We start from the raw sequence: 26,295 nt of genomic DNA, 5'->3' as shown, positions 1-26,295 counted from the left end.
GGCATTTTCCTTAGTTGTGGCGATTATAGCCTGAGTTTAGGTGATATTGAAAAGCTCAAATGCAAACAGCGAACGGTGCTTTCATGGCTTAGGCCGCTTTTAGCATTTTCCTCGTCTACTGATATAGGTTGCATATGGGAACTATACCGAATATAAATAGCATATGCTATAAACGAGGTGTAACATGGTCAGACCAAAAATCCCCAGAACTATTTGTGGCCAAAGAGCCAATATCTGTTTTAAGCCTAATGGCATTCCTATGACACAGTTAGAGCAGGTGCCGCTGGCCGAGGACGAAATCGAGGCTATGCGCTTAGTTGATTTACTCGGCATGCAGCAACAGGAAGCGGCTAAATCAATGGGTGTATCACGTCAAACCTTGGCGAATTTAGTTAAAGGGGCAAGGTATAAGGTGGTTGATAGCTTAATCAACGGTAAAGCGCTGATGACAAACAATATCAACTGAGTATTGAACACTGGTAACGCGTATCGACGTGTCTAGGTAAGTGTAATGCAAGCAGTATTGAAAGACTCGGGCCTTAAAGTCACCACTCAAAGATGCAAGTTGCTTAAGTTTTTAACTCAAGTCGATAAGCAACATTTAACCATCGAAAATATCTATCAGGGGTTAAATGCGCAGGGCGAGACCATGGGCCTCAATACTGTGTACCGAATCATGGCGCATTTCGAACAAGCCGGCTTAGTGGTAAGGCGGCTTTTTGAGTCTGAAAATGCGATGTATGAGCTCAATGGGAAACCGCGTCATGAGCATTTAATCTGCTTAACTTGCGGCAAGTTAGTTGAGTTTGCCGATCCTTTGATTGACTTACGTTTATGGTTAGCAGCTGAACGTCACGGTATGAGTATCGATCATCACAGCCTTAATATTTATGGTCACTGTTTTGATTGTAAGCGAAAGCTTGAGAGCAAATCGGGTAGATAGACGAAATATTATTCGTTAATTTTATTGGAGAAGAACATGACTAAAATAGTGATTGTAGGCGGTGTTGCTGGTGGCGCATCTGCAGCAGCAAGAGCAAGACGTGTATCAGAAACTGCTGAAATTATCATGTTAGAGCGAGGCGAGTTTATTTCATTTGCGAACTGTGGCTTGCCTTATCATATTGGCGGTGAGATAGAGTCTAGAGAGGCCTTGTTGCTGCAAACGCCTGAAAGCTTTAAATCACGTTTTAATATTGAAGTGCGCGTGTTTAATGATGTGATTGCAATTAATCGACAAACCAAGCAGTTAAGCATACGTAATCTGCTCACAGATGAAGTCTATCAAGAGTCATATGATAAGTTGTTGCTAAGTCCAGGTGCCTCGCCAATCAAACCTCCAATTAGCGGCATTAATAGTCATTTTGTGCATAGCCTGCGAAATATTCCCGATATGGATAAGGTGTTAGCTAACCTTCTGCTGCATAAACCTAAGCATGCCACTGTCGTCGGTGGTGGCTTTATTGGTTTAGAGATGGCAGAAGCACTACGACATCGAGGATTAGAGGTGAGTTTACTAGAGCTTGCCGACCAAGTGATGGGGCCGGTCGATGTTGAAATGGCCAATATACTACATCAAAAATTAGTCGATAATGGCGTGGATTTACGTTTAAAAACAGGATTGACCGCAGTTCATGAGCGTCCTATTCAACCGGCTGAATCCGACATTACCGATGACTACGATACGCCAGTGTTTCCTCATTACCATCTACATTTAGATTTGAGTGATAACAGCAGCTTAGCTACAGATTTAGTGATCCTTGCCATAGGTGTTAAGCCTGAAACCCGCTTAGCATCTGAATGTGGTTTAACCTTAGGCAAGCTCGGTGGAATTTACGTTGACGCCAGTATGCGCACTTCTGACCCGGACATCTATGCCGTAGGCGATGCGATTGAAACTGATGATTTTGTTACAGGTAATCCAATACTTATTCCACTCGCAGGTCCCGCCAATCGTCAAGGTCGATTAGCCGCAGATAATATGCTTGGCGGCAATAAGCTGTATCGCGCCACCCAAGGTACTGCAATCTGTAAATTGTTTGATATGGCAATCGCCTCAACGGGGTTAAACGAGAAGAGTTTGCTAAGGCAAGTTATTCCGTTTGAAAAGATTTATGTGCACACCGCTAGCCATGCCAGCTATTACCCTAGAGCACATCCCATTACCCTAAAGCTGTTGTTTTGCCCTGATAACGGCCGTATTTTAGGGGCTCAAGCCGCTGGGATTGATGGCGTCGACAAACGCATTGATGTGTTAGCAGTAGCACAACGGGCAGGAATGACAGTTTATGATTTAGCCGATCTTGAACTCACTTATGCACCACCCTTTGGCTCGGCGCGTGATGTAGTGAATCAAGCCGGCATGGTGGCTGCAAACGTCTTATTAGGTGATGAATCCATTTGCCATTCTCAGGAACTAGATCATCTGACGGCTGAACAAGTCATTATCGATGTGCGCAACCCGAGCGAGCTAACGGCAGTGGGTGCCATTGTTGGTGCGATTAATATTCCGTTGCCAGTACTGAGAGACAGGCTCAATGAACTTCCTAAAGACAAAGAACTGCTCGTATTTTGCCAAGTGGGTCTGCGCGGGCATGTCGCTTATCGGATGTTAGTGCAACATGGTTTTAAGGTACGCAACCTCAGTGGTGGCTATAAAACTTATCAAATGGTTAATGCACGTTTTTAGTGAAGAACAGCATTAAAGATGGATTTTAAAACCATTTACATCCATCAATAAATAGGTGCAGCGTGAACAATTATCAAAACTGTAAACAAAGCCACAGCCAATGCCTTGTCTGTGGCGACGCGACTCAAAACCCTTTGTCGTTGCAGTGTAAGTTTTTTGCTGACGGTAAGGATCAGGTTGTGGGTTATCATAAGGTCAATCGCCAGCTTCAGGGCTATAACAACCTACTACATGGAGGCGTTGCCAGTTCCTTAGTGGATGCCGCTATGACCCATTGTTTGTTTATGCAGGGCATAAAAGCATTAACTGCTGAAATGACTGTGCGTTTTGTTGCGCCAATAAAGGTGGGAGATGCCATTAAAATTGTCGGCCGAATCGTGAGCCAGCGTATGGGAATGTACCAATTAGAAGCCTCACTTTATGTGGCTGATATCGCGTGTGTGACTGCTAAGGCAAAATTTATTCAACCTAAGAAAGGTGTAATAAATTAACCATGTTAGGTAGCTGTGTATCAATCTGATTTTAAATAATTAATTAACTTTTTAGAGAGCTTCGAGCATAAAATCGCAATCTCAGATTAATAACGTGAGCGTTTCCAAAAAACAAATATCAGCGGCATCAGTTGGGCGTTAACGCGTCGGTCATCACATGTGATGGCCGACATTGTGCGATGAACGATTAGAGGGAGCTTCGCCAAGTCGATGGGCGAGAATAACGCGTGCCATCTTTGACTCTGGCGCGGATGTGTTTGACATCATTAAGCTTGAAAGCATGGCGGTAGCTTAGCCAAGGTCCTGAGTCGAGTTGGTATTCCAGCTCGGCATTGGGATATAAGCTATTGAGCACTAACTGCTGATGTTCAACACGTATTCCAGGCGGTGCTATGCGATAGAAAACTCCCGCTTTTACTAACTTAGGCTGCACTTTATTGGCGTAAACCGCGGCGAAGGTTTGCCAATCCTGTTTGAGCACTTGCTCGGCTTGGCCATTGAGTTGACTGGCAAAATATTGAGTCTGTTGGCTATAGATTTTACCTTGATAATCATAGGCTAACTCCCATGGCGCCCTATGCCATGCCCGTTCTGCAAGGGCAATCATACGCGGGAATAACATGTACTCGGCTTGCTCATCCGATTGCACCATTTCGCTCCAAAGATGCCCCTGCAAGCCATAAAAACCGCGGCCAGCATGCAATTGGCTTTGAGTATCATCTGAGGTAAAGGGGTGATTAAGCGTGTTGCGCCAGCGCTCGGCGTGGGCGGGCAGGTTGTCGGGCATAAAGCTAAACACCTTAAAACTGTCAATCCCCCTCGAGGCCCAATGATTGCCGCGCTCATCTGGATGGCTAGCGTAGGGGAAATCAAAATAGGTGACTTCTGGCGTTGAAATCACCACCTTCCAGCCTAAATTGGCTTGCTTATGGGCGATTTGATGACCGTTATCCGAAATCAGCGACCAAGCATTAGATTGCACTTGGGCGGGCATGTTTTCGGGGCGAACTTCACCCATGCCATCATTCCAACCTGCGGCAATAATCCCTTTATCTGCCAGCATATTAGCGACGCGCTCGATAAAGTAACCATTGAGCGAATGCAGTCCGGCTAACTCATCGGTTTTTTGTTGCTTCATTGCGATACACGCTGGAGAGTCGACCCAAGCGCCCGCGGTTTCATCGGCACCTATGTGGTAATGCACTAAGGGAACGCCTACGGCTTGGTGCATCTTTTTAACTTCATCAATCACAGTATCGATAAAGTGGTAGGTGCTCGCCAAGCACACATTGAGTGTATTGTCGTGATAATACTGAATCGACGAATATTGGGTTTTATCTGCAAATTCAGTCAGTAAAAACTCCTCCGCCTTAGCTTTATCTCCTTTTGCTAGGTAATGGTGATAACGCGCCTCCATGGATTTTATTGCGGCGCGTGAATGCCCCGGCATGTCCAGTGAAGGGATCACTTCGATATGGTGAGCATCAGCCAGTTGTAATATTGCTTGGTATTGCGCCACGGTTAAGTAGCCATCGACGGGGTTTACGTCCGCTATGCCACTGCCCAGTTGTGGCAATAAACAGCTTTGCTCGGTTAAATCGAAACAACGTTTTGCACCCACATCGGTCAGTTCGGGTAAGCCGGGTATGGCTAAACGCCAGCCTTCATCGTCGGCTAAGTGCAAATGCAGCTTATTGATTTTATAGGCGGCGAGCTGTGGAATAATGCGTTTGATAAAATCGAGCGAGTGGAAGTTACGGGCTAAATCGATGTGCAGGCCGCGAAAGGCGTAGCGAGGCTGGTCTTGGATCTCGATGGCGACCAGTTGATCGTCACTTAAACTGATCAGCCCAGCTAGGCTTTGTAGGCCATAGAAGAGTCCCGCTTCACTGCTCGCTCGAATACTGATTTGCTCGGCCGTTATGGTTAACCGATAGGCTTCGCTGTTTTTAATTTCACTATCATGGGCTTCAGTGCTGGCGACTTTAGGAGCTTGAGTATCGAGTTGCAATAACAGCGGCGTGCCTTTGTCCTTGGCCGAAAAGCCTAAAGAATCGAGGTAATCCAACGCCGCCTGCCGGCCCTTAAAATCGACAGTTGCAGCCGCGAGTCGATAACCTTTAGCAAGGGATAAAGGCGCCGAGTTTAGGCTTTGGCTATGAAGTGGCGTGGGGATAAGTTTGCCGCTAATGTCAGGTGCTTTGTCTGCGGCTAAGGCTTGATATTGCTCGGCTAAATACTGGCCATCGGCAAAGGGGGTTGCATCGTTTTTTGCCAGTAAGAATTGTTTCTCGGCATTAAAAGGCGCCAGGTAGTCTTGCTCGGCTAAACCCGTTTCTGGATCGCGCCTTGTTTGAGTGCTCTTTATTACCTGCGCCTTATAGCCCATAGCGACAAAGAAGTTTGGCATAAACTCGGAACGGGTGATTTGGCTGCCTTTGCTATAAAACTCAATACGATAAACTTGATTGGCGACGAAACCCTTAAAACTGGCTTTAGGAGTGATTTTGTGTAAATCGCCATTGATATGTTCAATGTTAAAGTCACCCGCATCGACAAAATAAACGGGCGATAGTTGGCTGAAATAAATTTGCCAATCGCCATGATTTAGCTCTTCGTTGGATAACTTGTCGTTGGATAGCTGAGTGGGCAGGGTTAGCTCAATGGCAGAGCGATAGCATTGGGTTTCTTTAGCGGGACAGGTTTCAAGATAACTGGCGGTTAACTGATAACTTAGCTGAAGTTTATCGGCCAATTGATTAAGTGCGACATGATTTGCCTCCTGCACGGCGTTGGCGGCCTGTACCGATGGCATAATAAATATTGAAAGCACTGGCCCCAAGGGAAGCACTGCCATTATGCCGCTGACTAAGGCCGTCTTAATCCTCTGCCACTTTATTTTACCTTTCCCTTTCGTTAGTCCTTTCACTTAACTGAGTCCTTTTGTTGTAAAAACCACTGCGCCGCGCCTATGAGTGCTGCATTGTGATGTTGACTGGCTGAAATCGTCAAGTCCGCCAGTTGCGGGCCATAGACTAAGCTCTGCAATTTTTGTTTAAGCGCCTCAATAAAAAAGGGAAAGCTTTGACTGACTGAGCCGCCAAGGATGATATCTTTGGGATCGTATACCAGTAAGGTTTGGGCGATCATGTGCGCCAAGTGTTCACCAAAATGGACGAAGGCTTGCAGCGCTTGGCTGTCACCTTCACAGGCTTTTTGGTACAAATGCTCGCCACTCATCTGGTGATGAACGGTGAAGTATTGCCCCGAGCAGTAGTGCTCAATAATGCCATCGCGATAACTCAAACTGCCGATTTCACCTGCGGCGCAATGTTTACCCGAATACAGCTGACCATTAAAAATCACCCCAGCGCCCACGCCTGTGCCTAAGGTAATCCCGAGCATGTCTTGATTGTGATTGAGCACAGCTTCACCAAGGGCAAAGAGGTTCGCATCGTTATTTACAACCACATCCATCTCAAAGGTATTTTTAAGCTGCTGGGCTAACTGCGTTGCTGTCAGCGCAGGGATGTTGAGCACTTCGAGTAAAGTGCCGCTCTGCATATCCACCATGCCGGGTATCCCGATGGAAATACCACAGGTTTCAGGCGTGAGGTGGCTGTGGATACAGGTCACGAGGAAATCGAATAATTGTTCGAAATTGCCATCGGCGGGAACGGGATACCGCCAAGTGTCGAGTAAGGTTTTACCTTCCACCTGTGCCAACATCAGTTTAGTTCCCCCAAGATCTAAACATAGGACGCTCATAATAGCTTGTTGCCTCTCGTGTTGGTTGTTGCCATCTGCTTAGAACCGTCATCCTTTGATGCCGTTTTATCAGAAAATAGGGTGGTGTTTTTAATCAAGGGGCGAGCCGTTAGCGCGACATAACCTATGTAAGCCATAGGGATTAACAGCACTAACATCCCGAACCGTAACTCGCCGGATAGCTCGCTGATAACACCAATGATCGGCGAGATAAACGCGCCGCCGATAATGCCAGTGCAGAGAATGCCAGCGAATGATCCATGATCTTGGGCGCGAGAATTAAGCGCCAGCGAGAAGATCACCGACCACATGATAGAAATGAAAAAGCCAACCAATGGGAAACAAATTAATGTTAGTTGGCTCGGTCCCCAAATCGCCGCCAGAAAACAAACCAGTGAACTAAGGGAAAAACTGAGCAGCAAGATCTGACTGTCGATAAGTTTAAGTAGCAGCAAACCGAGTAGGCAGCCGAGCGTCATGTAAAACCAAAAATCGCTAACCACATTGGCGCCGACACTTAAGGTATCAAGACCATGATATTGCAGCAAAAAGACTGAGATACTGTTAGCAAGCCCTTGCTCAAGCGCAACATAGGCGGCGATAGCGAAGAAGAATTTCAAAACGGTTTTATCTTTGAAAAGGCGTAAATGGGTCTCGAGGGCACCCGCCGACTCATCTGCCAGTTTATTCACTTTGGGCATCTTCACTAAGCTGGCAAAGAGCACCATGGCGAGTGCGACCACGGCAAATAACCAGTACATGGCGAGCCAACTCATGTTCTCGGGCAATAGCTGTTGCACATAGTTGGCTGATGCAACACTGGCTTGATCTAAGGCGACAAAATGCTGATACACCAGCGGCGCTAAGGTCGCGGCGCCGCCAAAGGCAAGTTGGGCCAGTACGGAGAAAAAGGCAAAATGCTCAGGCCCCGCGGCTTGGCGCAGTAAGGGATTCACTGCTACCTGCAATAAACTCATGCCAGTGCCGATGCAAAACAGGCTAAACATGGCGATGCTAAAGGTAGGGAGACACACAAAAGTGACGGCGCCGATAAACGCGAGGCTAAAGGCTAAGATGATCACCCGTTTTTCACCGTACTTGTCCACCAAAATTCCCGCAGGAATCGATGTCACTCCGTAGGCGATAAAAAACGCAAAGGGAAATAACCCCGCCAACGTCAGGCCGATAGCATAACTGTCAATTAACGCAGGGAAAATCGGCCCCATACTGTTAGTCATCAAGGAAATAACAAAGAAAGTGCAGAGGACAAACAGAATGATGAGTTTGTGTTTCATGTGCTTAGCCAATTGAATTAAGTGAAATTCATTGTGGACTGACGCTCGCTATGGCGGTGATACGAATAGTGCCTCTGTCGATACTTTTCTCACATATGCAAATCGTGTTCGCGCTGATTTGGCTGATTTACATCAGGTGCAGTTAATACGGGCTGTAGATATTTGTAGATACTGGCGATAGATACGAGTTGCAGATAGCTGCTGCGGATAGGCATAGGTAAAACCGTGTTTTAGTATCTGCTGATAAAGTGTTTACTTGTAAAATAGTTACCTTTAATTAACATTGGATAGAATAGTATTGGAGTGGCGGAGTTTGGTATCACTTCAGGGCTGACTTGCTATAGACAATAGTGCGCGAGGCACAGCGATTTCGCCGAGCTGATAGGTTAAGGCTGGCATTAAAAATAAGGTCTAAGTAATTGAATAATTTAACAGGATGCAATAACGGCTAGCTTGAGTGAATGGCGTTGATCTGTAAGAGCTGATTGAAGCTAAGATAAAGGAATGAGTAACTGGAGTTTAATGGATGAAACCTCTGTGTGAAAAAGTGATCCCCGATGAAAACAGCTCTTGGCGTTACTTTCGCTATGAATGGGACCACATGGATCTCAACTGGCATTATCACCCCGAGTACGAAATCTGCTTAACCCTCAACAGTTATGGCATGCGTTATGTGGGCGACCATATTGCCCGCTATGGCGATTATGATTTAGTGATCATAGGCCCAGACATGCCCCACGGCTGGCAATCCGAGGCTAACCTTGATGTTTTAACTGACGAGGTTTCAAAGAACGATTGTTTGAAAGGCGGTACTTTAACTGCGGTTGGTTTGAAAGAGCCCGTTTTGATGGGCTCCGCTTCGAAAAATCGAGTGAAGGAAGTCGTCTATGTGGCACAAATCCCCGCAGCCTGGTTACATCAAATTGTGAATGAGCAGCGCGAGTTAGCATCCTTGCATTCTCTTTTGACCCATGCCAAACGAGGTGTGTTGTTTAGTGAGGAAACGGCGCGTAAGGCCCATAGTGTGTTTATCGAAATGGAGACGGCCAATCCTTTTAGACGCTATATTTTGTTATTGGAATTATTAGCGTTATTACAACAGGATAGTCAGCAAGAACTCTTGTCGAGCACCTTGTTTACCCACGGTAGTAAACTCGACTTTACCGTGAAAAAGCTCGATAAAGTGATTGAGCATATTTATGACAATTACACTCAGGCCTTGTCGGCACAGGATTTGGCAAAGTTAGCGCACATGAGCACCAATCATTTCCATCGATTCTTTAAAAAACGCACCGAGAAAACCTTAACTGAGTTTATCAATCAACTCAGGATAGCTAAGGCGTGCAAGTTACTGCTGTCAAATCAAAGCCCGATATCAACCATCAGCGATCAGTGTGGTTTCAACAACTTATCCAATTTTAATCGGCGTTTTATTCAATTTAAAGGTATCACGCCGAGTCGTTTTCGTCAGTGCTTTAGCAGTAAACAAAGGGCAATTTAACCATTCTTATCACGGATGCTTAGGCTGAAAATACTGCTCCACTAAGGTTTGGCTGTAGCGTATCGCTTGCGCCGTGATCTCCGCTGAAATCGGCTCAAATGGGCGCTTCAGTTTTGGGTCGCGGTAATCCATTCCCGCTAACAGCGCATACCAAGAAGGGCGAAAGTAGGCGAGTTGCTGATCGTATTGGTAAAGCAGTAAATCAAAGTCTTCCCCTTGATACCAAGCTTGCAATAGTTGTGTCAGCCTTTGGGAAATGGTGACTTTTCTCGCCGCCAACCAATAGGGTTCACTGCGCTGGCTGGTGACATAATGGGCCTGAATATAATCCTTTATGCCGAGTACTAACTGCATGACCGCCTGATTGAGTGTTTGTCGACTTAAGGTCTCTGCCTGCTTATTCAATTGATAGCGCTCGAATAACGACATAAATTTTTCAAGGGTGAATTGGGTCATCATGATCGACGTGGCTTCGAGCGGTTCGATAAAACTTTGCGCAAGTCCTATCGCCAGCACATTGTTGTGCCAAGCCTTGTCACTGACACCGACCCGCATTTTGAGAAACCGTACTTGGGTTGATTCAGGCAGATTAACACTGTGCAATAATTCTTTGGCCGCGGCATTGGCACTGAGGTGGCGACTGCTATAAACATAGCCATTGCCAAGCCTGTGGGTGAGGGGAATTTGCCATAGCCAGCCCGCACTGAGCGCCGTTGCGCGGGTATGGTACTTGGCTTGCTGTGCTTGTGCTTGTGTTTGCAATGCTTGGGCTTGCAGCATTTGGTTTTGCTGTGTTTGAGTGGAGTCCATTAATGCAGGTACAGGAACAGGTACAGTAACGGCGCTGTCGTTGAGCAGTTCATTGGCGAAGGATTGAAAGGGTACGCCTAGGGTTTTATGAATTAACTTAGCGCTAAAGCCACTGGCATCGATAAAAAAGTCGGCGTTAAGTCGTTCGCCATTGGCCAGGATCAGTGTCTCAATCTGCTGGTGTTGGGAGGTTGACACCTCGACCACATCAGCAATGATCTGCCGTACGCCGCGTTGGCAGGCATAATCTTTTAAGTAGTTGGCCAGCTCAGTCGCATCGAAGTGATAGCCGTATTCGTTAGCGTAGGGCAACGCTTTATTCGGCCTTGGGCTGAGATTGCGTTTCGCCAGTACGCCGCTGGAGAAAAACGCATCGGGTTTTACTGCACTGCCATGACCGCGGCGTCTTGCATTGGCGTTGATAAAGAAAACTTCAGCGGGTTTCACATCCATTTGGCAATAGAAGGGGTGAAAGTATTGCTGCCCGTCGCCATTCCAATTGATGAAATCGATGCCGGTTTTATAGCTGGCGTGGCATTGTTCCATCCAATCTTTTTCGCTAATGCCTAAGTTGTCCATAAAGCGTTTTAAGTGTGGCGTTGAACCTTCACCAACGCCTATGGTGCCTATGTTGTCCGATTCCACTAAACAGAGCTCAATGGCGGCAAATACGGGGTTATTCGCGAGGGCTGCCGCTGCCATCCAACCTGCGGTTCCACCCCCTAAGATAATGATTTTTCTGATTGCTTGCTTCACTTTCATGGTTTATACCTCTGCATTATCAACGCAAAAAGCCGACCCTAAGGTCGGCTATGCTGTGACTCAAGTTTAGAATTTGTAGCTGGCACCGACGAAATAACGTGAACCAAATTCGATGGTGTTTTGGGTTAATCCGTATTTAACATCATAGGATTGCACCACTTCATTGGTTAAGTTAACCCCTTCGAGTGAGATATCTAAGTTCTCCATTGCATGCCAAATAATCGAGGCATCCACTTGTTGATAGCTGTCGTTTAACACGTTTTGAATATTACCTACGCCTAAGTATTCTGAACGCCAGTTATAGGCGATACGGGCGCTGAACAGATCATCTTCGTAGAAGAGTGAACCGTTGAAAGAGTTCTCTGACACGCCTTCAATCATCTGCTCTGTGCCATCGGGGCGAGTGCTTTTACTGTCAACATAGGTGTAGTTGGTTAAGAAGCCAAAACCGCTTTCAAAGTTATGTTGTAGCTGGATTTCAAGCCCAGTCACTGAGCCGCTACCGCCGTTGGCTGGGGCTGTGACACGGCATTTATCCCACTCGGATTCTGACGCGCCACAACCTTCAATGTACTGAGTCGACTCAGTGACAAACACTACGTTATCAATATCTTTGTAGAACAATGCTGCCGACAGCATAGAAGATTCAGTGAAGTACCATTCGATGCCAAGGTCAGCTTGATTCGCCTTATAGGGTTTTAAATTGGGATTACCGCCGGTCGCAGTACCAAAGTTTTTCGCTATGGCTAAACCGGGTTTGAGGTCGCTGTAATTGTTACGCGCCATCACGGCAGAGGCCGAGGCACGTAGGATTAGATCTTCTTGTAGATCGAAGGCGACGTTGATACTCGGTAACCAATTATCGTAATTAACGGATTCATTGTAGGGCTTGCCATCGGCAAAACCGGTTGAGGTTTGGTTTGTGTTAACGTAACGCAAACCAAAGTTACCACGATAGAATTCGCCGCTGAAATCCGCTTGGGCGTACAGGGCCAACATATCCTCTTCGACAGTGAAGGTGTTACCGAGATCGGCGACTTCCACTAACTCGCCATTGGCGTATTTCTCGCTGATAAACGCCCACCATTTGTCTTCATCTAACTTGGCATAGGAGTCGAGTACATTGCCGCCACTCTGGGAATGCAGGCCAGACAGTACGCCATCGCTCCAGTTGGCTAGGTTGCCATTGGGCACAAAACCTAGGATTTCTGAGGGGTTACGGTTGAAGGCATTACGCTCGAAATCACTGGTGTTGTACTTAATCCCGACCGCAATTTTATTAATAAAATCATGATCGAGTTGATATTCGAAGTCAGACTGTGCGTAGGTGACTTTATGATCTTGCACTGTGGTTTCGTAGTTGGCTTCCTGCGCATGCTTGAACTGGCTAGCATCGTTGGCATCTAGGCTCGTGAGCACCACTTGATAGGGACCTGTGGCATCGTAACTAAAGCCACCATCGACACTGCCTTGACCATTAGGGAAGGCGGGATCGCCAATTTTGCCGCCTTGGTCCGTCGCAGGGATCCACCAAGAAGATGAGCCGCCTTGGGTGCCGCCATCTGAGGTCGATTGGCCAATGACGCCGCTAAGGGTGAAACTGTCCCCGACGTATTTTCCGGTTAAGTTGAGTACGTCAGATTTCATATTGACCGCGTGGCGTACCACAGGGTTATAAATAATCGACGCATACGCTGGCAGAATTGTTGCCGATGCTGTGCCGCCTTGGGCGTTATTTACTACGTTGGTTGAGCCCGAACCGCGGGCGCCAACGGTTAAGAAGTTATGGTTTACGTGGGGGATATCGAGTTCAAAATTAAAGTAATCTAAGGTGAACTCTGTTTTTTCAGTCGGTGCAAATTGCAGTGTGACTTGGGCACTGGTCCGTTCACGTTCGGCCCTAAATGCTTGTGAGCCAATCCCCCATGCTCCTACAGTTGATTCTTGGTTTTGTGCAGGATCAGCGGCAAAGTACTCATAGTAACCGCTGAGCGATTCTAATACATGCCGACCACTGGTGAGTTTTTCTACTGAGTAAGCGCCTAAAATACCAAATTTTTCATCATCATTTTTCCAGCTTCCGACGAAAGATCCACTCGGATCTGTTTCATCGTACAGGCTGCTTTGGCTCAACTCACCCGCCACTTGATAAGTGTGAGCATCGAGATCTAAGGGCTTACGGGTTTTGAGATCGACAGTGCCGCCCAGCGCACCTTCTTCAAGGCTAGCGGTTGGCGTTTTGTGGACTTCAACCGCACTGACTTGCTCGGCTGACAATAATTCCATGTTGAAGGTTCGAGTGGCAGGACCAAGATCATACCAAGAGGTGCTCGCAACGGTTTGACCGTTCAGCAAAATACGACTCTGTTCTGGCGCTGTACCACGAATGGTGACCCCACTCACTTCACCGTATTGCCTATCGACCGTCACCCCAGAAATGCGCTGCAGCGCATCACCGATATTTTTATCGGGAAACTTACCGATATCTTCCGAGGTGATAGCATCGACCGTGGAGTCGGCGAAGCGTTTGGTATTCATTGAGGCTTCAATCGAGCGACGTATGCCGCGTACTTGGATTACCTCAATATTTTCTGCTGTTGCCTCTTGTTGCTCCGCCGCGACTGCGGTTGAGCTCATCCCGAACAAGGCGTTAGCGATACATAATGCGAGCAAAGAGCTCTTAAATAGTTGACCTTCTGACATGTTATTGCATCCCTGTAGTGCTTTTATGTTGTTTTTTTCTCCAGTTAACTTACCTGTTATCGAATTGTTGATGCGGTACTTTTCACACTAGGATTGGTATTTTTCTATTGTCTTTGAAGGGGATGGTTAACTGGGTGCAAAGGCAGGATTTATCGACTTAGCGTAGAAAAGTATGGCTTGTTGCTAGGATGGTATAACTAATGCCGGCGGGATTACTCACTATAGATAAGCTAAACGGATGAGTGAACTCGCTGTCTACAGGTTATGAATTAACCAGTGCGTAAAGAGAACTAACTTATTCATCTTTAAACATTATTTATAGGATGAAATCATGAAACTGAAATCGATAGCCGTTGCAGTTGGGCTTTGTGTTGCGAGCTTGAGTACTGGCTTAAGTGCGGCCTACGCCAGCGATAAAACCATTTACCTTACCTTTGATGATGGTCCAATTGACGCGACCTTAGGGCTGTTAGATGCGTTAAAGGATGCCAATATCAAGGCGACGTTCTTTATTAATGCGTTTCATATGTATGGCGAAGGGGATGAAAACGAGGCGTTAGCGGCTGTCGCTCTACAACGCTTGCTAGATGATGGTCATATTCTGGCAAACCACAGTTACGATCATATGCTGCATAACTGCACTGATGGCGTGCAATCTGGCGCGGCATATTGTAATCAAGTTGGACTCTGGCCCGTAAAATCCTATCAAGATGCGGCCACCGATTTCACCTATTTTGTGACGAACACGGCCAAAGTGGTTGAGCTTATTCCTAATGCCGCCAGTTATCCCAATAACAAGATGACTAAGTTGGCACGTTTGCCTTACACCAATGGTTGGCGAGTGACCAGTAAACTCAAAGGCGATGGCTTGTGTGCGACATCCGATACTGTGCCGCCTTGGGACCCCGCTTTTGCTTGTACCGCAGAAACCTCGACCAACAGTTCGCAAGTTGCGGTGCAAATTCAAAACATGCTCGCCGAGAGTGACTATAAAATATTTGGCTGGGATCTAGACTGGGGACCAGAGGATTGGGGGGTTGCCTTTCCTGCTGAATCCATGGCTGATGGGGTTGAGCTGGTGGCAAAAGTCAATCAAGTGATCAACACCTGCGCTGGAACGACGATGAATCCGCTTAACAGTCGTACGCAGAACTTAGATTGTAGTGATGGTTTACATAACGGGAAAGTGGTTATCTTGACCCACGATTTCCTGTTTGAGAATGCTCACCGCGGACAAGGTGCAACCATCAACTTGCCTAAAATTAAGCGTTTTGTTGAAGAAGCTCAACGTCAAGGATATCGTTTTGATACGCTAGATAACTATGCCCCTGCTTGGCAGGATCAGCATAATTATCAACTACCTGAGTTTGTGTCCTATCAAGATAAAATCTATTCCTTAGTGCAAGCGCATTTCTCCCAAAGCAATTGGCAACCAAGCCAAACCCCAGCCTTGTGGAAAAACGAAAAGTAGTGATGTATTGGGCTGAGTATTTACTCAGCCCATCATATTGGTCGAGTAAAAGGCATGTTGCTGAACTTAGCCTGACAAAATTCAAAATAGCGGCATTTTTTACACTTTACCCACTTCGCTTTAACTCAGTATCTGTAATACTGCTCCGACATTGATTTGAAGTTTATCGGTGTTAGAAAAGTAGCGCATAACGAGCGCGATTGGGGAGAGAAGATGAGTACGTTTGTAAAATTAACCATAGCGGCAACCTTAGTGGTATTAGCCTTACTTGCTGCGGGTATTTACCGTTTCAACATGACCAATGATGATATTTATATGGTGATGGAAGATGGACAGGTGATGCAATACGATGAGGCCATGGCGCATGAAAAAACTCAGGCTCAGGCGAATGAGATCGAAACTGTGACACCTTTTGAGGTAAAGCCTGTGGCGAATGCATCGGAAGTGATGCTCAAACTCTTTAGCTTAAATACCGCCAATCCTGTTGAAATAACGCTGCCTGAGGGCGGCAAGTCCGTTGCATTGACTCATTTTATTAAGATCAAACAAACAGAGTTTGCTATGGGCGACTACCAAGATGGTGAGGTAAAAGGTCGAGCATTACTTGATTACTTACGCATTACACCGTTAAATTTCGATCCAGCTCTAGAGCCGGACACCCAAAGTGACGCACCGATTCAAGATGATCCTAAAATGCAAACTATGCCCTTTGTGGCGCCCTTTATTGTGACGACTCAAGGTTCAGGCGTATTTTGGTATCTTGGATTGTTTAATCTGGATTTTAAACACAATAGCTTGAAACACTTAGGCAGTGTCATGCTTGGCGATCGAATCGAAGTTGATAGTATTGAACCTGTTTATCCTTTTGAAGCCCCATTCAAAATTGCTGTGACTTATCGCGATAGAGCGTCTGACCAACCCATGTCTGAAAGCCCTGAAATAGTCAAAACCATAGAGATGGTAGTGAGTGAGACCAGCATACATAAGTAGCGTGTAAATGCCATTATGGATCTACGCAGGCTTATGCTAAGTTGTTTTTCGGTCAGTGGGTGATGTTTGCTTCAATAGCAAGCGTTAGCAGGTAATAGGTCAGCATAAGATTTCGACAAGGAGAGTGTCATGCAAGTTAGCAAAATCACTGGAAAATTTGATGTTAAGCTCACTCCTGATAGCCCCTATGCTACTGGCATTGGTGGTGTGACGTTAGGGCGTATGGGCTTAGATAAAACCTTTTATGGTGAGCTTGAGGGGCGCAGCAAAGGGGAAATGCTCAGTGCTATGACGTCAGTCAAGGGCTCAGCTGGTTATGTGGCCATTGAACAAGTGGTTGGTAACTTGTGCGGTAAGCAGGGCAGTTTTGTGTTACAACATTTTGGCATTATGACCGATGGACAAAATCGTCTGATCTTAGAAGTGGTACCCCATTCTGGGGCGGGGGAGTTGCAGGGGTTAACTGGCACTATGACCATCAATATTGAGAATGGCCAACATTTTTATGCATTCCAGTTTGGCTTTGAAGCTTAGTTTGACTTTGAAGCTTAGTTTGGCTTTGAAGCTTGAGTAACGCCTGCGTTTTAGCTCAGTTTTCTGTAATTATTCTCCTTTATGATCATTCGAGTCATCTGAATTCACCCTTCTTAATTTAAGCGAGTAAGTCTTTTCGATTGAGTCTGAAAATGGGCATAAAAAAACCAGCTGAGGCTTAATGCCGATCAGTTAAGACAGATCGCTTGACGATCTCGCTGAAAAGATCAAAATCCGATGACCTCATGTCATCGGATTTTTTTATGCAACTCTCAGAAGCACTCGCCCGTACTCATATTACCCGCCTAACCGAATTCACCTGCTTAGCAGATGTGTTAGAACCTGAGTTAATTCAATCTTGCCTAGACTCTCAGGGCGTTGCGACGTTAAGACGGCGTAAATTGCCGATGGACGCGATGATTTGGGCCGTTATCGGAATGGCTTTGTTCCGAGGGGAATCTGTTCGGTCACTCATCAACAAACTCGACATTGTTTTGCCGCAAGAGATTGATTATGTTGCACGCAGCGCCGTGACTCAGGCGCGTAAACGATTGGGCAGTGAGGTTATTAGAGAAGTATTTAGTCGCAGCGCCAATACCTGGCACGCGAGAGCTGAACATCCTCATTGGTGCGGCCTTAACTTGTATGGTGTTGACGGTGTAGTGTGGCGGACACCCGATAGTGTCCAAAATCAAGCCGCCTTTGCGCGTACCGCAAACGCTTCAGGCGAAGCTGCTTATCCGCAAATTCGCATGGTTTGCTTGATGGAATTAAGCAGCCATTTGTTGGTCAACAGCGCCTTTGATTCGGTTGCCGAAAATGAAATGAACTTAGCATCCCAGCTCATTCCTAGCATTCCCAATTACAGCCTAACCCTATTTGACCGAGGATTTTACTCGCTCGGCCTGTTACACGCTTGGCAGCAAGCGCAACCTGATAGCCACTGGTTGTTGCCATTGAAGAAAGGCACTCAATATGAGGTGGTGCGAACGCTAGGAAAGCATGATCAGTGGGTGAAACTCACCACTACACCTCAGGCCAGAAAGAAATGGCCGCAGCTGCCTGAAACTCTTGAAGCGCGTTTATTGACTAAGACAGTGAAAGGTAAGCCAGTCGCCATTTTGACCTCGTTGACAGACCCGATGCGTTACCCCAGCGAAGACATCGTCGACTTATATGCCCATCGATGGGAAATAGAACTGGGCTACAGAGAGATGAAGCAACATCTACTGGAGAGCCGTTTTACGCTCCGTAGTCAACTACCGGAGCTGGTGACTCAAGAGTTATGGGGCGTGCTACTGGCCTATAATCTCATTAGATATAAGATGTTGCTGATGGCTAAAAGCTTGCCATCGGTCCACCCCAATCAACTGAGTTTTCGAGATGCGGCGAGTTATATCATCTTCAAGTTGACACAACTGTCATCACAAACACCGGGGAATATCCCGAGAGACGTATTGGATATAGAACGAAATGCACGGCAATTTAAGCTGGATGGTAAACGGGAAAGGGCATATCCACGAGTTCTTAAAATGAGCAAAAACAAGTTCCCGGTTAGACCAAAGAAAAATGCCGTTCACTCTTAAGTGAACGGCATTAAGCTGAGGCTGGTTTTTTTGATTCTTTTTTCATAAAGCACTATCGAACCTTGAGTCTAGATCGGCGTGCTGTTACTTAAAATACGTTTAATTTAAAAAATGCCGTTGTCGCGAGAGTTAAGACACTTTTTTAACAACTTTAATTTTATCAACGACCTTTTTCACATCGTCGGTATTTTCGGCAATTTTCAGTGCTAACTGACGTTCTGCATCGCTGGTAACTTCACCTTTCAATGTGACTATGCCATTGGCAACATCCACATTAATTTGGGTGCCGGATACGTCAGTTGAAAACAGTAAACGCGTTTTGATGACTGTGGCAACTTTAGAGTCAGTTAAGGTGGCAACAACTTCACTGGTGCCTTCTTTTTCATTCATCACAGTGAGTTGGTTATCGACATCTTTCACCCCATCTAAGCTCTTGATGAGCTCTGTGGCGAGGGCTTTATCCACACTGCTTTCCACTTTACCTGTTAACGTCACTTTACCATCTTTGACATCTGTAATGATGTCGAAGGAATTGAGATTCGTGTTGAGCAGTAAAGTGGTTTCTGCTTTTCCATCGATCCACGCATCCTTGGTTCCGTCTTTCCAATCTTGGGCGGCGGCCACATTTAAACTGATTGAACCGACAAGTAAAGCCACTAGTACTGATGCTGTTGTAGTTTTCATAATCATATCCTCCGTTGTTTTCTCGAAGCTAGATAATGCGCCAATCGTGCCAATGTTTTTAAGGTAATGATTTTTAATGTTTTAATTGTTTTGTCTGGCGTTTTTATACCTTGGCATTTTCCTTTAGGTCGGTCTTTTTTACCGACAAAATGTAATTTTTTCTGGCATGCTGAGCCATCATTCGAACATAAAAAACCGCACTCATCAGTGCGGTATTATGTCTGTAGTAAAAGTGGGGGAGTCGGTTAAATATGGCTCACTTAGCGACAGGGAATTAATGGTAATTGAGCGATCCCGTACCGTCGTAACTCATTTGCAGCCAAGCGGCACCCTCTGCAAGTTGGTTTGCAAGTTGTGGCTGATGTGCTTGCCTTACTGCTTGTTTTATTTGGATTAGCACTTGCTGCTCTATGTCGACAAGGGCGGTCATAGCCTGCGAAATTTGGCACTGTTGCAGCAATTCTGTTGCTTGAGTATAAGTGACGGGCACGGTGTGACTTAGGCCATTAATTGGCTCGTCAGCCAAACGTCTCAGCTGTTCAAACCGAGTTAACATTCGTTGGTGGATGTTAGCTTTGGCGGAAAAAACACGCTTAAGATTATAGTCTTCGACATACCTCCTCGCTTGGTTGTAAAATGTGAGTCCTTCTTGATTCAGCTTGATGATTTCATCGATCAACATGATATCGGCGCGGATATCAGTCTGATGTTGCACAACATTAGACTTCATTATGGGCCTCCTAATGCCAGTGTTCGACATAGATTGTTTAACTGCTTGGGTAAACTGATTTCGTTTCGTTCAGCTACCATGCATATTCTGTTCTCGTTTTTAATGATATTTTAACAGGCTGATTTTTAGACTGATATTCTCAGTTCATCGAGATATCATCTTAGAACATCGGCAACTATTACCGTTGCTGTTGTTAAAATTTCATGGCTGACATACAGTAGTTTTTCATACAGGGAGTAGATACGCATGGCTCGACTGACACTTTTTTATCACTTGCAGGATGTTGGCGCCGAGCAAGCAATCATCGAACTTGCTGGCGCTGCTGACTTTAATAAGCTACGCAGTGTCGATGACTTGCCTTGGATAGAGCAGCTAGGGGCAAATCACGTCGATGTTGCCATTATTGAGTTATCCAGTCTTAGTCGAGAAGATTACCTTGTGCTGCTGGATAATACGGCCATGTCAAATATTGAGTTTATTTTTCTCTCCGATGGTCAGCCAAACCCTAATCTTGATCAGTTAATGTCTCATTTTGCGGGTTACCACTTTCGCAAACCTTACGATATGCCGCTAATCAGCGAAATTTTTGCTGATTTTGCACAGTATTTAGCATCATCGCCTAATCGACTGCATCCTTTTGCTAGCGAGCTAGACCAATACGGTTTGCTTGTTGGTTCATCAGCTCCTATGCACAAGCTATATCGTACAATTCGTCGCGTCTCTGCGACAGGCAGTAATGTGCTGATTATTGGGGAAAGTGGGGTCGGGAAAGAACTGGTTGCTAATACCATACATCTTGCCAGCCCTAGGGTGAACGAGCCTTTTATTGCGATTAACTGTGGTGCATTAAGCCCTGAATTGGTCGACAGTGAGCTGTTTGGTCATGTCAAAGGCGCATTTACGGGGGCGAATCGCGATCACAAAGGCGTATTTGAACAGGCTGAAGGCGGGACCTTGTTTCTCGATGAAGTCACCGAAATGCCGATTGATCATCAAGTGAAGTTACTCAGAGTGTTGGAAAATAGCGAGTATCGTCCTGTGGGTGGCGACAAAGTGCAACGTGCAAACGTACGTATTGTGGCAGCGACTAACCGTGATCCCATAGTGGCGATAGAGGCTGGGCTATTTCGAGAAGATTTGTACTTTCGTTTGGCTCAGTTTCCCATTCGCGTTCCGCCCTTACGGGAACGTGGCGAGGATATTATTGGGCTTGCGCAGCATTTTCTTGCCTATCGTAACGTGGCCGAAAAGCAGAATAAGAGCTTAGCTGAAGACTGTATTCAGATGATTGCTAAGTACCCTTGGTCTGGTAATGTGCGCGAATTAAAACATGCAATTGAGCGAGCCTATATTCTGGCCGATCAGGATATTTTACCCAGCCATTTACAGCTACCTCAGACGAATGAAGTGGGTTTATGTGGTGGTGAGCAAGTTGTTATCCCCCAAGGCATGCGCTTAGATGATTTAGAGAGAATCGCTATTTATCAAGCACTAGAAACCACTCAAGGTAATAAAACGGATACCGCCGAACAACTGGGGATCAGCGTTAAAACCCTCTACAACAAGCTCAGCAAGTACGAGCAGCAAGTCGAGACCGGTGAAACGACTGCTGAATAAACATTAATTATCAAATTAATATTGAAACAGAGCTAAACTTTATACTCTTTTTTTTGTAAATAATAACTCCTATTCTACAGCCCTTAAACAGAAAAAGCGGAGATAGAATATGAAACACTTATTAACAACAGCATTATGGCTTTCTTTGACAGCCAGTAGTTTTGTGAACGCCACCCCAGCAGTAGGAAGTCTTGAAACAGTCGCTGAATTGCCAATACGACCTGGCAATGTCAGCGTCACTGCACAAGGTCGGATTTTTGCCACAGTACATCCATTTGATACACCATCAGGTTTGCAATTGATTGAAGTTAATCGTGAGACCAACGCTTATAAAGCTTGGCCTTCAATGGATTTGCAAAAAACATCGACAGCCAATACTGCTCAATTTGATACCTTATTAGGTATTGCTCAGGACAAGGCTGGACACCTCTGGACCGCAGATATGGGGTTAGAATTAGGCCAGACAAGGATTTGGGGATTCAACATTAAGGACGGCAGTCTATATAAACAAATCGTCCTACCACAAGCTCTCGCGCCTAAAGGCAGCTTTATGCAGGATCTGGTTGTCGACTCTCAAAAAGGCTGGATTTATTTAGCCGATATCGCCAACCCTGGCCTCTTAGCGGTGCGTATCGACGATGGCCATACAATACGTTTTTCAGGTCATAGCTCGCTGCAGGCCGAAGCGGATGCAGTAATGAACATAGATAACAAAACAACATTGTTTAATGGCAAAGTCGCTAGTGTAGCGGTCAATCCAATCAGTTTATCTGCCGATGGAAGTACACTCTATTATGGTGCAATGAATGGTACTCACTGGTATCAGTTATCGACTGCAGCTTTACAAACAGGCAATAATGATAAAATTATCGCCACGGTAAAATTAGTCGGAGCCAAGCCTGTATCAGATGGCGCTGCAACGTCCAAACAAGGTAATCATTACTTTACCAATTTGAACCACAATGCCATTTCCATGCTAGATAACAAAGGCACACTAACAACAGCGGTCAGTTCTCCACTACTGGATTTTCCTGATAGTGTGCAATTTGGTGAAACAGGCTGGTTATATATTTCAGTGAACCAATTGCATAAAGCAAAAGCCTTTAATGGAAAAGCCGAAACAGCCAAACCGCCTTATCGTATTATGCGACTCTGGACCGGTGAGGATACTGCTGCGGGTCAATAACACCTTAGCTGCAACTGCAAAGTTGCAGCTTATATTTGCAGTATGAGTTATATCGCAACTGGTATTTACGTTGATGTGAGTCTTTGGTTTAACTCGAAAGCGTCTAGAAATGAGTTAGGTGTTGATTGTGCAAACTATCAATGCCTCTTATTGTGACTGGCACAGGTCAATATTGAATGGTGAGATAATTTTTGGAACAAGGAACAAGTTCAGTGAAACTCAATCAACCTTCTAAAAATGCATTTTATATTCAAACTCTGAGTACTCAGTACCGACCTCTATTATTGCTGTTTGCTGCTGGGTTATTACTGCTTGGTTTACTCTGCGCCAGAGCAACCTATTTACAACCCGATCCGATACTACAGCTCGTTCTCGGCTGGGTAACACTGTTTCTATTGTTACCCGTGTTACCGACTGCGTTTGTTCAGCAACAGTGTTGGTTAGACGCTGAGCAACAGCAATTGTGGCTCGGTAAAGGTTTATTCAATGGGAGGTATATGGGATTGTGGCGGTGGCGTTCCTATGCCTTTTCGGATATTCACTCCGTGCAACTCTATCTGCTGCAAACAACCCATTGGCACCAGTTCGAGCGTAATCGCCAAGCAGAAGATATCGTTGAGCATTATCTCGCCTATCTACAATTGCAGCAGCCTAAGGGCGCGCAACTAAAATTGGCTAACAGCACTGATAGAAAGGAATTACAACAAGTTCTACAGCAATGTGCGCAGGCGATAGATTGTAAATTTCAGGATTTTAGTAACACCACTCAAAAATCACTTCCCAAAGGTAGTGAATTTAATTTCATGCGGGTACTGGTTCTGCTGGTTATATTTATTTTGTTGAATATTTTATATTTTTTGTTCGTCCTATAAATTCTCAGTCATCCAGCCTAAAAAGTTAGGCTGGATGTCCTCCACAACGATCACTCATCTTGCTCAGTGGTTTCCTGATAAGGAACAAACACTTTAAGAGATGCTGGCTGGACTTCAATAGTGAGATCCGCTGGCTCAAATACTTCACCATCAATCACATATTTACACTTAGGCTGGCTGCTGATAGTGACCTTTTTAGCATGGGCATGATGGACTTTACTTGCACTCGCTTGTTGATCTCGCACACTCTTATTGCCTTCTTTTACCCATCCCGCAATCGCTAATTCAGCGAGGCTAAGCAACTGCTCTTTGGGTTCATCGCCAGCATCCAACCAAGTAATGTCGAGCAAACCGTCGGTCATGTTTGGCTCGCCATCGCCCTGCGCCAACACGCTGGTAAACGGTGCGGCATTGGCAACGATTAGGCTATGGGTCGTCAATGTTGTGGGTTTTGCATCATCTAAGCTGAGCTGGATGGTTAAAGTGATATCGGCATTCACTGCGCGCCATAAGCCATCGAGGTAGGCAAACTGGCCGAGGGCATTTTTACGCTCACGGTTCGCGGATTCAATCATTTGTTGCTCAAACCCTATGCCTACGAGTAACAACACTAACTCCTCATTACAACGCGCGGTATCAATGGCTTGGCAATGCCCTTGAATAATATTATCCAGCGCCTGAGAGATAGGAATAAGCTTACTGCCTAAACCAAAGAGGGCATGGCTGAGGGCATTAGTTGTGCCAAGAGGAATGATGCCTAAGACGATATCCGTATCGACGATTTGAGAGGCCACTTCAGTCACAGTACCATCGCCACCACAGGCGATAATGATATCTGCGCCTGCATTACGGGCTTGCTCGGCGAAGACATTTGCGGTTTCGTCTGCTGTTGTGAGTTTTAAAGTCAGGTCAAAATAGGCTTTAAGTTCATCTTGGATTTGCTCGCTGTATTCTTGCCATTTCCCGCCACCAGAAACTGGGTTGGCGATAATCCACGCCACTTTGTGGATGTTAATTTTCCCTTGACTAAGCATGCGATCGAGCGCGCGTAATTGCCATTTGTTTAAGCCAGCGGTTTTGCGGATTTGCTTTATCTGTTGCAGTACTTCGGCGAAGTGCTGTTGTTTATCTTTACAAACCAAATAAGCGGCGAGTACCAGCACTGAGCGGCCACGACCCATAGCACAGTGGATGAGTACCTGTTTATTGGCGCGTACTTGGCGGTGCAGCCAGTTAACGGCTTGATTGAGTTGGGCACTGGTCGGTACGCTATGGTCGAGGATGGGAATATTTAAATACTCGATATGATCTTCAAATTGCGACCAATCTAAGCCATCAAATTCAGCGGTGACATCCAGAATGGCAGTGATCTTATTGGCTTTAATCTTTTCCAGATCTGCGGAAAAGAGTCTACAGCCGAGATACAGATGTTCATCAATCCTTTGCATGGGCGGTACTGAATCGTATTTTCTGGCCCAGTGGTTATAGAGTCGACAGCCTAATAAAAAGGGAATAAAACCCCAACGAATATACCAAGGAATAGTGCCATCTTGGCGTTTTCTAAAAATACTGGCGAGATTAAACCAATAGGCGGAACCGACTAAAAACAGTGACAGACTTGTCCATGCACAAATGAAAGTGAGCAGGGGAGAAGTGTCTGTTACTGCAAAATAGGCTAACAATACTGCACCTGCAGTGTACAAATATTTGATGTGGATCTTCGTTAGCATGCAAGTCCTCCAATGCCATTGTTCTTGGTTAAAATCGTTGCACTTGAATGGATAGATGTCGAGATGAGAGATGCAGAAATGAGCGAGTCTAAACCAAAAGGGTGGCAGTAGACGAGTCTATTGCCACCCTAAAGTCAGGTTTGTTTAGCACTTAGTATCTTTAGCTTTAACACCTTCTTTGACTTCTTCACAGGCATCTTCGATGGCGTTACCTGTATCAGTCATTACTTCATCGATTTTTTCGCCCGCGTCTTCGGCTTTGTTATCACTACAGGCCGTTAAACCTAGGGCGAGTAATAATGCGAATGCTGCACTTGTCATCAGGGTAAATGGTTTCATATCTATCTCCTTTTCTAAAAAAAATTATAGTCGCGGTGATTTACCCTTAAGGGCATTGATCAGCAGAGAAATCACTAATAACACAATAAATATGAAGAAAATGATTTTCGCTATTCCCGCTGCTGCGCCAGCAATCCCAGCAAATCCTAACAACCCGGCAATCACGGCAACAACTAGAAATACTAATGTCCAACCTAGCATAATAACCTCCTGCCCTTGTATTAATCCTTCTCATGACCGTTTGTGTCACTTGTAAGGTAACGGCTAATGGCTCTTACTTGATTGCGATCTTAATGCCAACTTTAAAAATTTTAAGTAGTTAATTGATTTTAAATATAATTTAAATCATTTTATTTAAAATGGTGTGAGTGAATTAAAAGAGGGGTAGGCAATTTTTACCTAAGCTTCGGTAAGAGTTTCAGCCTAATACGTTGCATCAAAGACTGTGAGCTGATGTCGTTCATAAGTAAAGACAAATAAAGGCCGACACTGTGAGTTTGTGTCGGCTTGAAGATATTATGATCTTATAATACAAGA

22 protein-coding genes are annotated in these 26,295 nt (G+C 45.5%); 12 read left to right on the top strand and 10 right to left on the bottom strand.

Annotation, left to right across the window (positions count from 1 at the left end):
• Positions 1 to 184: 184 nt before the first annotated feature.
• The 4 genes from RA178_RS15405 to RA178_RS15390 all read left to right on the top strand — a co-directional run bounded on the left by RA178_RS15405 (position 185) and on the right by RA178_RS15390 (position 3,180).
• Positions 185 to 466, top strand: coding sequence for a DUF134 domain-containing protein (locus RA178_RS15405; RefSeq protein ID WP_006085187.1), 282 nt, complete (start codon positions 185 to 187; stop codon positions 464 to 466).
• Between the two features lie 45 nt (positions 467 to 511).
• Positions 512 to 943: a transcriptional repressor gene (locus tag RA178_RS15400; protein ID WP_306682630.1), complete on the top strand. Its 432-nt coding sequence runs from the start codon at positions 512 to 514 to the stop codon at positions 941 to 943.
• A 36-nt stretch (positions 944 to 979) separates the two neighbouring features.
• Complete coding sequence (locus RA178_RS15395) at positions 980 to 2,689, top strand: FAD-dependent oxidoreductase (protein WP_006085189.1); 1,710 nt, start codon at positions 980 to 982, stop codon at positions 2,687 to 2,689.
• 62 nt (positions 2,690 to 2,751) lie between these two features.
• Positions 2,752 to 3,180 (top strand): PaaI family thioesterase, encoded by a 429-nt coding sequence (locus RA178_RS15390; protein ID WP_306682627.1) that lies wholly within the window; start codon positions 2,752 to 2,754, stop codon positions 3,178 to 3,180.
• A gap of 187 nt (positions 3,181 to 3,367) precedes the next feature.
• On the opposite strand, the gene RA178_RS15385 is transcribed toward RA178_RS15390, so the two are convergent.
• From RA178_RS15385 to RA178_RS15375, 3 genes are read right to left on the bottom strand one after another with little or no spacing between them, the layout of a single operon-like run.
• On the bottom strand, positions 3,368 to 6,109 hold the full coding sequence (locus RA178_RS15385; protein WP_306682626.1) for a family 20 glycosylhydrolase: 2,742 nt from the start codon (positions 6,107 to 6,109) through the stop codon (positions 3,368 to 3,370).
• Complete coding sequence (locus RA178_RS15380; RefSeq protein WP_306682624.1) at positions 6,106 to 6,948, bottom strand: ROK family protein; 843 nt, start codon at positions 6,946 to 6,948, stop codon at positions 6,106 to 6,108. The genes RA178_RS15385 and RA178_RS15380 overlap by 4 nt, the downstream gene beginning before the upstream one ends.
• Positions 6,945 to 8,243 (bottom strand): MFS transporter, encoded by a 1,299-nt coding sequence (locus RA178_RS15375; protein ID WP_306682622.1) that lies wholly within the window; start codon positions 8,241 to 8,243, stop codon positions 6,945 to 6,947. The genes RA178_RS15380 and RA178_RS15375 overlap by 4 nt, the downstream gene beginning before the upstream one ends.
• 526 nt (positions 8,244 to 8,769) lie before the next feature.
• Here RA178_RS15375 and RA178_RS15370 point away from each other — a divergent pair.
• The gene (locus RA178_RS15370; protein WP_306682620.1) at positions 8,770 to 9,744 is read left to right on the top strand and encodes an AraC family transcriptional regulator; all 975 of its coding nucleotides are present in this window, start codon (positions 8,770 to 8,772) and stop codon (positions 9,742 to 9,744) included.
• Between the two features lie 9 nt (positions 9,745 to 9,753).
• Here RA178_RS15370 and RA178_RS15365 read toward each other — a convergent pair whose 3' ends face one another.
• Together RA178_RS15365 and RA178_RS15360 are read right to left on the bottom strand one after the other, a co-directional pair.
• Positions 9,754 to 11,316, bottom strand: coding sequence for a tryptophan halogenase family protein (locus RA178_RS15365; protein ID WP_306682619.1), 1,563 nt, complete (start codon positions 11,314 to 11,316; stop codon positions 9,754 to 9,756).
• Between the two features lie 66 nt (positions 11,317 to 11,382).
• Entirely contained in the window at positions 11,383 to 14,019 is a 2,637-nt protein-coding gene (locus RA178_RS15360) for a TonB-dependent receptor (RefSeq protein ID WP_306682617.1), read from the bottom strand.
• 331 nt (positions 14,020 to 14,350) lie between these two features.
• On the opposite strand from RA178_RS15360, the gene RA178_RS15355 reads away from it, so the two are divergent.
• From RA178_RS15355 to RA178_RS15340, 4 genes are all read left to right on the top strand, one after another.
• Entirely contained in the window at positions 14,351 to 15,490 is a 1,140-nt protein-coding gene (locus tag RA178_RS15355; RefSeq protein ID WP_113941063.1) for a polysaccharide deacetylase family protein, read from the top strand.
• A gap of 213 nt (positions 15,491 to 15,703) precedes the next feature.
• Positions 15,704 to 16,480 (top strand): hypothetical protein, encoded by a 777-nt coding sequence (locus RA178_RS15350; RefSeq protein WP_105249748.1) that lies wholly within the window; start codon positions 15,704 to 15,706, stop codon positions 16,478 to 16,480.
• Positions 16,481 to 16,609: 129 nt separating this feature from the next.
• Positions 16,610 to 17,014 carry a DUF3224 domain-containing protein gene (locus RA178_RS15345; protein ID WP_131525327.1) on the top strand — a complete coding sequence of 135 codons (405 nt, stop codon included), beginning with the start codon at positions 16,610 to 16,612 and terminating at the stop codon, positions 17,012 to 17,014.
• Between the two features lie 263 nt (positions 17,015 to 17,277).
• A complete protein-coding gene (locus RA178_RS15340) occupies positions 17,278 to 18,600 on the top strand; it encodes an IS4-like element ISSba6 family transposase (RefSeq protein ID WP_306682614.1) in 1,323 nt (440 codons plus the stop codon).
• Between the two features lie 129 nt (positions 18,601 to 18,729).
• On the opposite strand, the gene RA178_RS15335 is transcribed toward RA178_RS15340, so the two are convergent.
• Complete coding sequence (locus RA178_RS15335; RefSeq protein ID WP_306682613.1) at positions 18,730 to 19,284, bottom strand: BON domain-containing protein; 555 nt, start codon at positions 19,282 to 19,284, stop codon at positions 18,730 to 18,732.
• Between the two features lie 274 nt (positions 19,285 to 19,558).
• On the bottom strand, positions 19,559 to 20,014 hold the full coding sequence (locus tag RA178_RS15330; RefSeq protein ID WP_306682612.1) for a glutamyl-tRNA reductase: 456 nt from the start codon (positions 20,012 to 20,014) through the stop codon (positions 19,559 to 19,561).
• A 246-nt stretch (positions 20,015 to 20,260) separates the two neighbouring features.
• Between RA178_RS15330 and RA178_RS15325 the strand changes: the two genes are divergently transcribed.
• From RA178_RS15325 to RA178_RS15315, 3 genes are all read left to right on the top strand, one after another.
• On the top strand, positions 20,261 to 21,631 hold the full coding sequence (locus RA178_RS15325) for a sigma-54 interaction domain-containing protein (protein WP_219234235.1): 1,371 nt from the start codon (positions 20,261 to 20,263) through the stop codon (positions 21,629 to 21,631).
• A 109-nt stretch (positions 21,632 to 21,740) separates the two neighbouring features.
• Positions 21,741 to 22,817: an L-dopachrome tautomerase-related protein gene (locus RA178_RS15320; RefSeq protein ID WP_173245901.1), complete on the top strand. Its 1,077-nt coding sequence runs from the start codon at positions 21,741 to 21,743 to the stop codon at positions 22,815 to 22,817.
• 212 nt (positions 22,818 to 23,029) lie between these two features.
• Positions 23,030 to 23,689, top strand: a complete 660-nt coding sequence (locus tag RA178_RS15315; RefSeq protein ID WP_306682610.1) for a hypothetical protein — start codon at positions 23,030 to 23,032, stop codon at positions 23,687 to 23,689.
• Positions 23,690 to 23,739: 50 nt separating this feature from the next.
• Here RA178_RS15315 and RA178_RS15310 read toward each other — a convergent pair whose 3' ends face one another.
• The 3 genes from RA178_RS15310 to RA178_RS15300 form a co-directional block, all read right to left on the bottom strand.
• Positions 23,740 to 25,419: a diacylglycerol kinase family protein gene (locus tag RA178_RS15310; RefSeq protein ID WP_306682608.1), complete on the bottom strand. Its 1,680-nt coding sequence runs from the start codon at positions 25,417 to 25,419 to the stop codon at positions 23,740 to 23,742.
• A 144-nt stretch (positions 25,420 to 25,563) separates the two neighbouring features.
• Positions 25,564 to 25,758, bottom strand: a complete 195-nt coding sequence (locus RA178_RS15305; protein WP_028760637.1) for a hypothetical protein — start codon at positions 25,756 to 25,758, stop codon at positions 25,564 to 25,566.
• A gap of 24 nt (positions 25,759 to 25,782) precedes the next feature.
• Entirely contained in the window at positions 25,783 to 25,959 is a 177-nt protein-coding gene (locus tag RA178_RS15300) for a DUF1328 family protein (RefSeq protein ID WP_028760636.1), read from the bottom strand.
• Between the last annotated feature and the right edge of the window lie 336 nt (positions 25,960 to 26,295).

The sequence above is a fragment of the Shewanella oncorhynchi genome, from assembly GCF_030848765.1.
Lineage (GTDB): Bacteria > Pseudomonadota > Gammaproteobacteria > Enterobacterales > Shewanellaceae > Shewanella > Shewanella oncorhynchi.
The sequence above is the reverse complement of the archived record's forward strand: the minus strand, read 5'-3'. Positions and strand labels throughout refer to the sequence as shown.

Coding starts and splice junctions, on each gene's coding strand:
- RA178_RS15320 (WP_173245901.1), top strand. CDS start 21,741: ATGAAACACTTATTAACAACAGCATTATGGCTTTCTTTGACAGCCAGT.
- RA178_RS15355 (WP_113941063.1), top strand. CDS start 14,351: ATGAAACTGAAATCGATAGCCGTTGCAGTTGGGCTTTGTGTTGCGAGC.
- RA178_RS15400 (WP_306682630.1), top strand. CDS start 512: ATGCAAGCAGTATTGAAAGACTCGGGCCTTAAAGTCACCACTCAAAGA.
- RA178_RS15345 (WP_131525327.1), top strand. CDS start 16,610: ATGCAAGTTAGCAAAATCACTGGAAAATTTGATGTTAAGCTCACTCCT.
- RA178_RS15380 (WP_306682624.1), bottom strand. CDS start 6,948: ATGAGCGTCCTATGTTTAGATCTTGGGGGAACTAAACTGATGTTGGCA.
- RA178_RS15300 (WP_028760636.1), bottom strand. CDS start 25,959: ATGCTAGGTTGGACATTAGTATTTCTAGTTGTTGCCGTGATTGCCGGG.
- RA178_RS15370 (WP_306682620.1), top strand. CDS start 8,770: ATGAAACCTCTGTGTGAAAAAGTGATCCCCGATGAAAACAGCTCTTGG.
- RA178_RS15350 (WP_105249748.1), top strand. CDS start 15,704: ATGAGTACGTTTGTAAAATTAACCATAGCGGCAACCTTAGTGGTATTA.
- RA178_RS15340 (WP_306682614.1), top strand. CDS start 17,278: ATGCAACTCTCAGAAGCACTCGCCCGTACTCATATTACCCGCCTAACC.
- RA178_RS15360 (WP_306682617.1), bottom strand. CDS start 14,019: ATGTCAGAAGGTCAACTATTTAAGAGCTCTTTGCTCGCATTATGTATC.
- RA178_RS15375 (WP_306682622.1), bottom strand. CDS start 8,243: ATGAAACACAAACTCATCATTCTGTTTGTCCTCTGCACTTTCTTTGTT.
- RA178_RS15305 (WP_028760637.1), bottom strand. CDS start 25,758: ATGAAACCATTTACCCTGATGACAAGTGCAGCATTCGCATTATTACTC.
- RA178_RS15325 (WP_219234235.1), top strand. CDS start 20,261: ATGGCTCGACTGACACTTTTTTATCACTTGCAGGATGTTGGCGCCGAG.
- RA178_RS15330 (WP_306682612.1), bottom strand. CDS start 20,014: ATGAAGTCTAATGTTGTGCAACATCAGACTGATATCCGCGCCGATATC.
- RA178_RS15395 (WP_006085189.1), top strand. CDS start 980: ATGACTAAAATAGTGATTGTAGGCGGTGTTGCTGGTGGCGCATCTGCA.
- RA178_RS15365 (WP_306682619.1), bottom strand. CDS start 11,316: ATGAAAGTGAAGCAAGCAATCAGAAAAATCATTATCTTAGGGGGTGGA.
- RA178_RS15310 (WP_306682608.1), bottom strand. CDS start 25,419: ATGCTAACGAAGATCCACATCAAATATTTGTACACTGCAGGTGCAGTA.
- RA178_RS15335 (WP_306682613.1), bottom strand. CDS start 19,284: ATGAAAACTACAACAGCATCAGTACTAGTGGCTTTACTTGTCGGTTCA.
- RA178_RS15405 (WP_006085187.1), top strand. CDS start 185: ATGGTCAGACCAAAAATCCCCAGAACTATTTGTGGCCAAAGAGCCAAT.